The organism is Pseudoalteromonas sp. J2K-J979 (assembly GCF_058169715.2).
Window position 1 is genome coordinate 1352221 of sequence record NZ_CM200281.1, and the last position, 11499, is coordinate 1363719.

The 11499-nt window shown below is 41.1% G+C and carries 14 protein-coding genes; 7 read left to right on the forward strand and 7 right to left on the reverse strand.

Annotated elements, in window-relative coordinates; genetic code table 11:
- Positions 1-837: a type 2 periplasmic-binding domain-containing protein gene (locus AC3KVK_RS06255; RefSeq protein WP_490313587.1), complete on the forward strand. Its 837-nt coding sequence runs from the start codon at positions 1-3 to the stop codon at positions 835-837.
- Between the two features lie 13 nt (positions 838-850).
- Complete coding sequence (locus tag AC3KVK_RS06260) at positions 851-1747, forward strand: peptidylprolyl isomerase (RefSeq protein WP_490313586.1); 897 nt, start codon at positions 851-853, stop codon at positions 1745-1747.
- Between the two features lie 66 nt (positions 1748-1813).
- On the opposite strand, the gene queF is transcribed toward AC3KVK_RS06260, so the two are convergent.
- Entirely contained in the window at positions 1814-2662 is an 849-nt protein-coding gene (gene queF, locus AC3KVK_RS06265) for an NADPH-dependent 7-cyano-7-deazaguanine reductase QueF (protein ID WP_490313585.1), read from the reverse strand.
- Between the two features lie 60 nt (positions 2663-2722).
- Between queF and syd the strand changes: the two genes are divergently transcribed.
- Positions 2723-3274 (forward strand): SecY-interacting protein, encoded by a 552-nt coding sequence (syd, locus tag AC3KVK_RS06270; protein WP_490313584.1) that lies wholly within the window; start codon positions 2723-2725, stop codon positions 3272-3274.
- On the opposite strand, the gene AC3KVK_RS06275 is transcribed toward syd, so the two are convergent.
- Together AC3KVK_RS06275 and AC3KVK_RS06280 are read right to left on the reverse strand one after the other, a co-directional pair.
- Positions 3268-4041 (reverse strand): Zn-ribbon-containing protein, encoded by a 774-nt coding sequence (locus AC3KVK_RS06275; RefSeq protein WP_490313583.1) that lies wholly within the window; start codon positions 4039-4041, stop codon positions 3268-3270. The genes syd and AC3KVK_RS06275 overlap by 7 nt on opposite strands.
- 2 nt (positions 4042-4043) lie before the next feature.
- Positions 4044-4316 (reverse strand): hypothetical protein, encoded by a 273-nt coding sequence (locus tag AC3KVK_RS06280; protein WP_490313582.1) that lies wholly within the window; start codon positions 4314-4316, stop codon positions 4044-4046.
- Between the two features lie 338 nt (positions 4317-4654).
- Here AC3KVK_RS06280 and AC3KVK_RS06285 point away from each other — a divergent pair, with 338 nt between their 5' ends.
- Positions 4655-5293, forward strand: a complete 639-nt coding sequence (locus AC3KVK_RS06285) for a GNAT family N-acetyltransferase (RefSeq protein WP_490313581.1) — start codon at positions 4655-4657, stop codon at positions 5291-5293.
- A 710-nt stretch (positions 5294-6003) separates the two neighbouring features.
- Here AC3KVK_RS06285 and AC3KVK_RS06290 read toward each other — a convergent pair.
- Together AC3KVK_RS06290 and AC3KVK_RS06295 are read right to left on the reverse strand one after the other, a co-directional pair.
- Positions 6004-6303, reverse strand: coding sequence for a DUF3301 domain-containing protein (locus AC3KVK_RS06290; RefSeq protein WP_490313580.1), 300 nt, complete (start codon positions 6301-6303; stop codon positions 6004-6006).
- On the reverse strand, positions 6304-7335 hold the full coding sequence (locus AC3KVK_RS06295; protein ID WP_490313579.1) for a DUF3549 family protein: 1032 nt from the start codon (positions 7333-7335) through the stop codon (positions 6304-6306).
- A gap of 142 nt (positions 7336-7477) precedes the next feature.
- Here AC3KVK_RS06295 and AC3KVK_RS06300 point away from each other — a divergent pair, with 142 nt between their 5' ends.
- Genes AC3KVK_RS06300 through AC3KVK_RS06310 form a run of 3 tightly spaced genes read left to right on the forward strand, consistent with a single transcriptional unit; the run spans position 7478 to position 8998 of the window.
- Positions 7478-7804, forward strand: a complete 327-nt coding sequence (locus AC3KVK_RS06300) for a YqcC family protein (protein WP_490313578.1) — start codon at positions 7478-7480, stop codon at positions 7802-7804.
- Entirely contained in the window at positions 7804-8538 is a 735-nt protein-coding gene (gene truC, locus AC3KVK_RS06305; protein WP_490313576.1) for a tRNA pseudouridine(65) synthase TruC, read from the forward strand. Before AC3KVK_RS06300 ends, truC begins: the two co-directional genes overlap by 1 nt.
- Before the next feature lie 13 nt (positions 8539-8551).
- A complete protein-coding gene (locus AC3KVK_RS06310; protein ID WP_490313575.1) occupies positions 8552-8998 on the forward strand; it encodes a flavodoxin domain-containing protein in 447 nt (148 codons plus the stop codon).
- Positions 8999-9012: 14 nt separating this feature from the next.
- Here AC3KVK_RS06310 and AC3KVK_RS06315 read toward each other — a convergent pair whose 3' ends face one another.
- Both AC3KVK_RS06315 and gloB read right to left on the reverse strand, forming a co-directional pair.
- The gene (locus AC3KVK_RS06315) at positions 9013-10593 is read right to left on the reverse strand and encodes a LysM peptidoglycan-binding domain-containing protein (protein ID WP_490313574.1); all 1581 of its coding nucleotides are present in this window, start codon (positions 10591-10593) and stop codon (positions 9013-9015) included.
- Positions 10594-10693: 100 nt separating this feature from the next.
- A complete protein-coding gene (gloB, locus tag AC3KVK_RS06320; RefSeq protein ID WP_490313573.1) occupies positions 10694-11473 on the reverse strand; it encodes a hydroxyacylglutathione hydrolase in 780 nt (259 codons plus the stop codon).
- Positions 11474-11499 lie beyond the last annotated feature (26 nt).

Here is an 11499-nt window from a genome sequence, read left to right on the forward strand (position 1 = left end):
ATGTGGCTGAAAATAACGTGTCTCGGTTTAAGTATGTTCTGCTTGTCTGCAATCAGCGCGGTTGCAAAAGAACAGCCTTTACAGGTTCGTTTTTCAGCCCCTGCGAGTGATTATATTGGCGAATTGGTCGTTTTAGCTTTAGAGAAATCCGGCGTACAGTACCACTGTGAAGCGGTTGAAAATGTGCCAAGTCAAACGCGGGCCATTCGATTGTTAGGTAAAGAGCATGGTATTGACTTATCTTGGCATGTGACAAACTATGAACTTGAGCAGCAAGCGAAAGCTGTGCTAATTCCAATCGATAAGGGCTTGTTGGGTTATCGAATTGCATTAATACGTGCAGACACGCCTGATTTATTCGCAAATATAAGTAGCCGTTTTGATATGCGTAATATTAACTTTGGCTTAGGGTTTGACTGGGCTGATTTAGCCATTTTTAAAGAAAACGGCATTAAAACAACGCAAATTAGTGATATTAACCAGCGTTTTAACATGCTTTCACTTGGCCGATTTGACGCTTTACCGCTAAGTGTTTTAGAGCTCAATGATACTGAGCTTGATGCTGGAATTATGTTTGATGAACATGTGCTGATCCGCTACCCTTCAGCAACCTATTTCTTTGTTGCAAATGAAAATAAAGCGCTTCATAGCGCATTAACTAATGGCCTGAACGTTGCGGTAAGAGACGGCAGTTGGCAGCAGTTATTTGATAAGCACTTTGCAACCTTAATTGAAAATGCACATTTGGCTGAGCGGCGTATTATTAATTTAGAAAATGAAACGTTACCCAGTACAGCACCTCGAGATGAAGCCATTTATTGGTATTTAAAACAATAATAAGAAGAATTGTATGAGAACACAGTTTAAAACACTCAGCTATGTGTTATGCCTAGCCACAACTTTAAATGTAGGCACTGCTCTTGGGAGTGATAAAGTCAGAAGTCCAAGTGAAATTATTGCTAAAGCCCCAGACTCTGATTGGCGTGTACTTGATTTAGATAACACACTGTTACTTGAGCTTGCAACGGGTACGGTTGTTATAGAGCTTAATCCTTTATTAGCACCTAACCATGTTGAGAATATAAAGAAACTCGCTCGAGAAGGGTTTTATCAAGGGCTCAATATGTATCGTTTTGTTGAGGGATTTGTAGCACAAGGAGGTGATGCGAATGAAACGAAAAAGATTACGACCGCTAAAAAATCGATAAACGCTGAGTTTTACCATTCATCCAACACACCTTTAGCTATGACGCTGGTGGATCCGCAAGATGGCTACGCAGATAAAACAGGGTTTTTAAATGGATTTGCAGTTGCCCAAAATCAACAAAGTACCCAGACGTGGCAAACACATTGTGTGGGGACTTTTGCAATGGCTCGCAGCAATGAGGCAAATAGTGGTGGGACTGAGTTTTATGTGTCTTTGGGAGTTTTGCGCTACCTCGACCGCAATATCACTGCTTTTGGGCGCGTAATTGATGGTATGGAACATTTGCAGCGTTTAAGTCGAGAACCTGATAACGCTTCAAAAGCGGCTGCTCGCGCGTTTAATCCGATCACAAATATGCGTGTCGCCGCAGATGTGAACGATTTAACTACAAAATATGAAGTAATGAAAACAGACTCGGCATCATTTAAAGAGCTGATAAAAGCGCGTAGAAATCGACCGGGAGCTTGGTTTATTGAAACCCCCAATTATACGGATGTGTGTGCTGTATCAGTTCCTTCTCGTCCTTTTGCCAAAAAATAGCCGAAACTAACCTGTATTGATTGAAAATTGAAAAAAGCCACAAAGTTAAGTGGCTTTTTTATTGTTTCATTGGCGGTTAATTTTGAGTGTAAAAGCCGTGTTGTTTTGCTTACTTGAACGAAAGGGATTGATATCCAGTCCACCACGGCGAGTGTAGCGTGCATACACTTCTAACTCATTGATCCCTAATTGTTGCTGAATATCGCAATAAATCCGCTCGACACATTGTTCATGGAATTCATTGTGATTACGAAATGAAATTAAGTAGCGCAGTAAACCTTCGTGGCATATTTGCTTTCCGGTATAGCGAATTACAATACTGGCCCAATCGGGCTGTGAGGTGATTAAACAGTTTGATTTAAGCAAGTGGCTGTGCAGTGTTTCTGTGACGTACTCTTGACGTCCATCAAGTTGGAGTAATTGTTTATCCAAGTCGTAGCAATCAACCTCAATATCTAAATTGTCGAGGCAGATCCCTGGCATCGGTGTGTTTTCGATGCAATTAAATGCTTCAGGGCCATATATTTTTACTACGACAGGGGCGTTACAACCCGCGCTTAAGTCTTTAACTAGCACTTCTTGAATAGCTTCTAGGGAATTAAAGCGAGTTTGATTAAAGCTATTTAAGTAAAGCTTGAACGATTTTGACTCGATAAGATGACTACTTTGACATGGGAAAACAAACTCAGCTACAGCGACTTGCGGTTTTCCTTTACTGTTCAGCCAAGAGAGTTCGTAGCCGGTCCAAGTGTCCTCTCCATAAAAAGGAAGAGCACATTCATCAATATTGAGTTCATCGCGATTTAATTTACGGGCGATTGGGAAAAGTAAGCTGGCATCGTATTGATCTTTATACTCTGTTGTTTGCCCAAGTAAGGTGCCTTTAAGTTCAGGCGAATTTTCGTAATCTGTCATAATAATCATTTTGTGGTTACAATCGCGTTTATTGTAGCGAAACTCGAGAACTAGTACAGCATGGCAGTACAACAAGTATTAAAACAATTATTATCACAATGGCATGATAAAGCCATTGCACACACAGGAAGTGCTCCTCTGATTGAGCATGACGAACAATGGCCGAGTCCATGTGAGGTTATGGCGTCTGAAAACGATGGCTGGGTTCAATGGCAGGCTGTTCAAAGAGACATCCCCGGAGAATTTGAGCAACTGGCCAAGGCGTTAGAAGTGACGTTTCATCCGAGTATAGCTCAGTTTTATGGCTCATTTTATAGTAATAATTTACCGGTGACGTCTCATTTTGGCCAGTTTGAACTGTTACAAGCGTGGAGTGAAGATGACTTTACGCGATTACAGCAAAATATCACAGGCCATGTGTTGATGAAACTAAAATTAAAACAAGCACCGACCGTGTTTATAGGCTTAACAAACGAAGAAGATCAGTTGTTGTCAATTGATTGCAGTAGTGGAGATGTGTGCTTAGAATATGTGGGTAAAAAGCCGCATAAGGTCTTAACACACGATTTAGCTGATTTTTTAAGTTATTGTGAGGCAGACTATCGTTATTGATAGTCCCAAGACATATTCGATACAATCGCGCAGGTATCACAGCGAAAGTCGAACAAATCAAACCAAGGTTCCTCTAAGCGCCATTGCCCACCACAACTAGGGCAAAGGCGTTGGCTTTCTAGCTCTTTATTTTTCCCTCCGACACGGTATAAGTAATAATAAACCGGCTTTTTGGTTAGATACGTAATGCGTTTACAAATATCCATGCCTCGACGATACAAGTCACTGTCTACATCTGATAATTCTACTAAAGCTGGAAACTCGCAACGTGTTGCACCATTAATTTGAATTTGATCACAGGCTTGCCAATCTTCTTGCCATTTGAGAAGTGTTTTGTAATCTCCATTGGCAATGGCAGGGATTTTATAAAGAGGGACGGGTAAAAAATCATCGCCGCAATATAAAGGGCTACATGTGTGGACATAAGTGGTGTAGAGGATGTAACTAGACGGTTCGTTACAGCAATCTGAACCATTTGCATGAATGTCTTGGCCAATAATTTTGACTTTGGGTTGCAAGAGGCCTACTTCATTGAGTTTTTCAAGGCTATGTTTTACGAAAGGGCTATGATTAAGCGGATGTAAGGAGTCTTGTTCAGGACACATAACACGCGTGACAAAAAAACCATCTTTAAGCACCGTCGGGAACTCTTCACCGATGATTTGGCCATTAAAACGCAGAGCATTCACTAAACGGATAATCGCACTCTCTGCGGCGGCTAATGTGGTTTCTTCATAACAATCGAAGGTTAAATCTGCAACAAACATAATTAATTCTTCTCGAGTAATTGTATCAGACGGTCGAGCTTCGCTTCGATACGATCAAGCTGTGTGCTTGAGTCTAAATTTGGCACGTCAGGGTGTGCCTCTGGCTCACAGGTTGTTGCGATAATACTGTGTGGATCTTTTTTGTACTGGTTTAATACACTGATAATGATGGGCATCGGTACCGATTCGATGAGTTTGCCTTTGATGAGGGCGACAGTTGGCGTTTTATTGTGAGCAACCAGTTGTTTAATGGCCTTGATGACAGCGTCTTGCATAAATCATATCAATAGAAGAAATTTGTTAAATTTTAACGTAATTATCAGCAAGAGACTAGCTACACAGTTTTAGTTGTCTTTGAGTGTCCTAGATTTTATTAATTATTTATTCACAAGTGTAACTAACGTACGTTTATCCTGATTTGATTACATCAAAACACTCTAAAAGTATTTCATCGTTCTGCAAATTGGCTGCGTGGATTTAAAGATAACTTAATTATTGCTCGGCTTTGGGGTGTTTAGTTGCCTAAAACGCCATTTACATCCTATAAGTTATACAGCGTTTGCATTGAAATACGCATCTTTACATCGACTATAATAATAAGAAGGAAAGCAAAATGCCCGAAATTGCACTCGAAGAGGTGGTTAAAGCCGTTTATTTAACTGCAGAAGACATTAATATTGCAGCTAGCTTGCTCTACCAGGCTTACCATGATGATCCTCTGCTGCAAGATATCCTCCACGCAAAATCAAGCGATCCGCAAAGTTATGAAAAAAAGCTGAGGGCACTGATCCGCGAAGAGCTCAATAGTTTTTGGCAAGGCCATCAACCATTGATTGGCATCATGAAGGGCGACACTCTCAAAGCTGTCGCGTGTATGATTAAATCAGATACAGATCTGCAAGCTAAACGCTACTGGCATTGGCGATTGAAGTTAATGTTAAGCGCCGGCTATCTCACTACTCAACAATTGATCGAAAAAGAAAAAACTATTCGCAATGAATTGGCCCAGTATGATCATTATTTTTATTTAGCATTTATAGCCGTAGCACCTGGCATTCAAAAACAAGGTTATGGACGTTATTTGTTAAGAGCGCTCGATGACTTAGTTGCAAGCACGGCAAATTCGAGTGGTGTAGCAGTCTATGTAACACGCGACGAGTTAGCTGGTTTATTTACTTCTGAGGGTTTTGTAAACCTCAAGCGTTTGGAATTTAACCGGATCAGTGGTCAGCTGTTGTTTAAACATCGGTAATTACCGCCATTATGGAATTCACTCTGTGCGAAATATCCTACATGAATGTGCGCATTTGAGGCAAAACTAACTATTTATCACCCATAAAAATATATAAGCTCATGTTATTGCTTATTTTATTGGTTGTTTCAATTGTATGACTCCCTCTTTAATTAAAAAAAGGTCATTTTCTTATTCGCTGAATTCTCTAAACTTAGTCATGTAAGGAAAACGAAGGTCATAGGAAATGACCGAAAGCCAAGGATAAAAAGGATGATGGCATGACGCAGGAGTGTCTAGGATACAGGGACAAGGATGCATGGATGAGTGCATACTGAATGATTCAGTATATAGCAGGATGCTAAGGAAGGATCACATGATGTGATTGGATGAGTTAAGGTTGACTCAATGAGCATGGACAGGCAAGGATGGTTTGGAACACTTCAGGATAGAAGCAGGGACCGTATCAGGATGATACCGATGGGGACCAAGAACGGCTCCAATCAGGGCGATAAATAGGAAGGCTTTGCCACAGATACAGGATGTATCTTTGAATCATGGAATGATGTCTAAGATTGGGGCGTAACTGAGGTTACGCCTTAGTTTTTTGTGCCATGAAGAAATGTCATAGCATGGTCATATTCATCACCATTCACACAATAAATAACAGCAATATAAGTTAGATACCCCCGCATTTTTTAAAACTCAGACAGTCTGAGTAGCGACTGCTTCTACATTCGGTAGGGGGGAATGGTGCTTTTCACTAATTTAATGTCTTCAAATTCAAGCTCCCCTTGGTATTTTGTTTCTCCATCACTTGAAAATTCAAATAGAAACAGGCTCTTTATGCCTGGCTTGCCACTTTTGAGGATACCAATGCGACGCTGTGTGCAGGCAATGCTGAGTAGCTGAACATTCAATTGCTTTGCTTGTAGCTCAGCATGGTGCCAAGCGGCTTCAGCTATTTTTCTATTTTGCCAAAAAAAATATATGACAGCGGCACTGAGCATTAACATCCATAAAGTAAACATTTATTTAAATAAACTCCCAATCGCACGTGCTAACTGTTCACTGCGATTTTCTATCCTTAATAAAGCTAATACATGGGGTCTAAGTGTACTAATCGCAACTAAATCGGCAAAAATACCGGCGAATAGCATAGATTCAGTTTTGTTTTTGGCGACGAGATCCATATACAAATGAAGGCGTTCTGGTTTTTGTAAATGCAGCCAACATCGTCCCGCAATGGTTAATTGTAGGTCAGTTAACTGGCCAAGTGGGCTCGCTAAAATACAGTCGACTAATTGTGCACTTAAACCAGAAGCAGGTGCATTTGAAATTGCCCTTAAATAATGAATAGCAAATGATGCATTTTCATTGTTTACTGCTTCTTTGCCTAATTCAAGCAATGTTTCTGCTAAGGGAGTTGAAATAGCGACATGTTCAAGTAACGCTGAAAGAGGGGCCAAGACTTCTCCAGGAATATATTTAAGAGCGGCAATCAAATTGGCTTCGTTGTTGTCTTTATCCAGCCGCATTACAAAGTCAGCAAGGCCTTGAACAGCTAAGCTTTGCCAATCATTAAAACCAAGTTTCCCAGTGAAATACAGTTGGGCGTGTTCATAATATATGGATGCAGCTTGGTTTAATTCAACTTTCATCAATGCATTAAAGGCAGCACGCTTATTGGCATTTGGTGTAAAAACGTAAGGGTTGTTATCGAGTTGACCTGCTTGTTGATCATCACCTGTCAATTGAGTCCCTAAAGCTTCAATCACCATGGACGCAAAATGGTTCCTACTCGCTTGTATTAATTTACTTTGTTCATCTAAAGGCAATTTTAAAAACCAGATATAAGGTTCTTTCGATGCTTTTGGATCCCAAAATTGAAAGGCTAAAAAAGCATGTTGTTGCAGTGGGTATGGATATGCGATTTCAGCATTTTCTATTTTGGAGAAAGTCGCTTTATCAATTTTTGCAATACGACGACCGATATCATAGACACGCCATTGTGTACCTGCTGCATCAAGTAATTGGGCCAAAGTGGCGATATTTTTATCCATTTCACACTCTATGTAAGCAATTATGAGCGAATTATAAAGAGTTTACGCTTGATAACCAAGGCTCTTTAATATCAGTAGGCTATTGAGCGGATCAGAATAAAGGTATAATAATGTTATCGCATTCCAGCAACGAGTTTACAGTTTGAAAGAAAAGCAAGTCGCATTGTTATTAAATGACTTAGAGTCAGCTTTAAAAGCTGCAAAATTATGGCAGCCTCAGGCACCTTCGGCAGAGGCTTTACTCTCAAGTGCACCATTTTGCTGTGATACTTTATCTTTTTCTCAATGGTTGCAGTTTATTTTTGTTGAAAAAATGCGCTTATTGATAGCCGCAAATGTGCCATTACCGACAAGTATGGCATTACTGCCCATGGCAGAACAAAGCTGGCCCGTTCTTTCGCAAAGCCATCAGCAATTAATGGCAATAGTGGCGCAGCTTGATAACGCAATTTGTGGGGATGTGCCCTAATGTTAACCATTCTTTTTCAAGATGAACATTATGTTGCAATTGATAAACCTTCAGGTTTATTGGTGCATCGATCCTTTTTAGATAAACATGAAACGCAATTTGCGATGCAAATGCTTCGAGACCAATTAGGACAACATGTCTTTCCTATCCATCGTCTCGATCGCCCTACTTCAGGCGTGTTACTGTTTGCGTTATGCTCAGAATCTGCTCGAAAAATGAATGAGATATTTGCCAATCATCAGATGACGAAACGATACTTGGCTCTAGTACGGGGGTTTGCCCCTGCTTATAAAGTTGTTGATCGGCCTCTTAAGGAGGAGCTCGACAAAATAGCAGATAAATTTGCCGATCAAAATAAAGCCCCGCAAGCCGCACAAACGGAATTTCATTGTTTACAGCAAGCAGTGTTGCCTATTCCACTGGGTAAATACCCGTCAATTCGTTACTCGTTAGTTGAATGCTGGCCAAAAACAGGACGAAAACATCAAATTCGTCGTCATTTAAATTATTTAGCCTACCCAATCATTGGGGATGTTAACCATGGGGATAATCAGCATAATCATTTTTTTTGGCAGCATTTTAATTTGCAACGCTTAATGTTATTTGCTCAGCAGCTCAGTTTCGTCCATCCTTACACTGGCGAACAGATAAACATTGAAGCGCCGATAGGCGAAGCTGCTTTAGCTGTATTTAAGCAATTAGGATGGCCTGATGAAGAACATGCCTATAGATAAATAGGAGAGGTACGTGGCGGCAATAACTGTATTGGTTGGGACTGTTTATGGTGGTGCACTTGGCTTAAGTGAAAAGTTAATCGAAGTGATAAATTCACGAGGTCATGTCGCTGAGATTGCAAAGGCTCACTCTATTGACACGGTGCAAGCTGCAAGTGTGTTGTTATGTGTCACGTCGACCACAGGCTGTGGGGACATCCCAGATGATTTAGCACCGCTCATTGAACAGCTTCAGCAGCAACGCCCGTCGTTATCATTGCAGCAATTCGCGGTGATAGGGATGGGAGATAGTAGTTATGGTGAGACTTATTGTGGTGCTGGGCGACAAGTCGATACGCTATTTGAACAATTAGCAGCTCGGCGGGTTGTGCCACGATTAGAAATTGATGCTTGTGAATATTTTGAGCCAGACAAACCTGCGTTGGTCTGGCTCGATACGTTTTTACAACGCTTAGTGTGATGAGTATTACAGGATTAGGTACGCTTTACGTCAATATTAAGTTTAAGCTTTTGACCAGGTTGTAAATACTTCTGTGTATCAATGTTGTTCCATTTCACGATATCTTCGACAGAAACCTTGAATTTTGAAGCAATTCTTGCAAGCGAATCGCCTTTTCTTACTTTATAAGTAATCGATCGAGCTGATTGTGCTAAACGCGATGGCTGGTGATCTTGCAATGTTTTATGAATCACTAATTTTTGGTTGAGTTTTAAAATGGCATTCGCAGAAAGCTTATTCCAGTTTGCGAGTTGCTGGATTGTCACGTCATGAGCGTTACTAATATCCCAAAGCGTATCCCCTTTTTTGACGCGATAATGCACTGTTTTCTTTTTAGCAGGGAGAGTTGCTTTGTTCATTTTAGCAGTGAGTTGTTCGTTATCGATATTGCCATTACTTAAAGGCACTAACAGCTCTTGACCGACACGAATAATATGAGAGTGAAGTTCATTGAGTGTTTGGATAGATTGTGTGCTGGTATCAAAGCGGCTTGCGATCACTGATAAACTATCGCCTTTTTGAACGGTGTAATGTTGCCAGCGAATACGTTGTTTGTGATCTGTGTTGGCAAGACGCTGATTAAATTGCTCAATACTATCTAGTGGTAAGAGCAAAGTATGCGGGCCTTCAGGATCGGTCGCCCAACGGTTAAAACCTGGGTTTAAGCGATAAAGCTCAGTGATATTCATCTCAGCCATTTCAGCGGCAAGTGCTAAGTCAATTTGTGAACCGACATCGACGACATCAACAACCTGAGCATTTACAATTGGATCCCATTTTACTTTGAATTCATCTTGGCGCTTTAATAAGTCAGCAAGTGCTAATAATTTAGGCACATATGCAGTTGTTTCTTTAGGTAAATCAAGAGACCAGAAGTCAGTGGGTAAATGTTTTTTACGATTTTTTTGGATCGCACGAGAAACGCGCCCTTCACCAGAGTTATAGGCGGCAATGGCGTTGAGCCAGTCACCTTCAAGGGTTTTGTGTAAGTACGATAAGTAATCTAACGCAGCGCGAGTCGATTCAACGATATCGCGTCGCCCGTCATACCACCAGTTTTGTTTTAGATTAAATCGTTCGCCGGTTTCAGGCATAAATTGCCAAATTCCAGATGCTGAACGATGTGAGTAACCAAATGGATCAAAGGCACTTTCTACAATCGGCAATAGCGCTAATTCGATAGGCATTTGGCGCTTTTCGACTTCTTCGACAATATAATATAAATAGGGTGATGCACGTTTTGAAATGCGATCTAAATAGCGTTGATGTTTATTGTAGTAATTACGTTCAGAAACAATAGGACGATTTTGCGGCACAGGAATACTCAGCTGATAGCGAATACGCTCCCATACATCATCAAATACCGGAGCTTCCTCTTGATCAACTTGCAGCTCTGATAACGCATCAAGCGTAAGTGCATTGACGACTTCGTAGGGCTGCGCTGCAGGAAAACCTGCAGGAGTTTGCTCGTTAACCTCAACAATGTGAGGTTCTTCAGTCATTTGGCAGCCAGAAACAAATAGCGCTGCAACTAAGGCGGTCGATCTTTTTATCATTTTAATTATTCACTGCTCAAAAACAGCCAATGATACTACCGTTAAATTCGTTGGAATTCCAATTGCAAATTGTTAAACAAAAGTATTAAGCCATTTTTACCTAAAAGTGGTCCTTCCAGCGGCGTAGGGATGTAAAAACATCAAGACTAGAATGAGACCTCGTCGCGTAGTCCGCGGGTAGATGTTGGCTTAAATGTGGTTGATCAGTGCGTAAAAACGGATTAATCGCGCGTTCTAACCCTATGTTGCTTGGTAGTGAACACTCGCCACTTGCTCGTTGTTCAATAACTGTTTGATTATAGCTAATCAGCGCGTGGTTATTTGGCTCGGCAGCTTGCGCAAACTTTAAGTTGCTGAGCGTGTATTCATGTGTGCAAAAGACGAGAGTATTACTAGGTAATTTCTTAAGTTTGGTTAATGACTGGTGCATTTGTTCGGGTGTACCTTCAAACAATCGCCCACAACCGCCACTAAATAAGGTATCTCCACAGAAAAGCCAATTAAGCTCAGGCGTGTAGTAGCAAATATGATCGAGCGTATGGCCAGGGGTCGCTATAACCTGAAAGCTCAAACCGATGCATTCAAACCTAATTGTTTGCTGATCTATCAAAGGTTGCCGAATGCCTTTAAAAGGGCTTTCAGATGGGCCATAAACGGCTAAATTCGGATTCTCATTGACCAGCGATGCGACGCCATTGGTATGGTCCCAATGATGATGAGTGAGAATGACTGCACTGAGCTGCAATTGCTCGGCAGCTAAAAATTGTTGGACGGGCTCTGCTTGTCCCGGGTCGACCACGACACACATTTTTTGCTCTGCATTAATTATCGCCCAGATGTAATTATCATCGAACGCGGGAATAGGTTTCACTTGCAGCATAGTCATTAGCTTTGTATGTTAGAGAT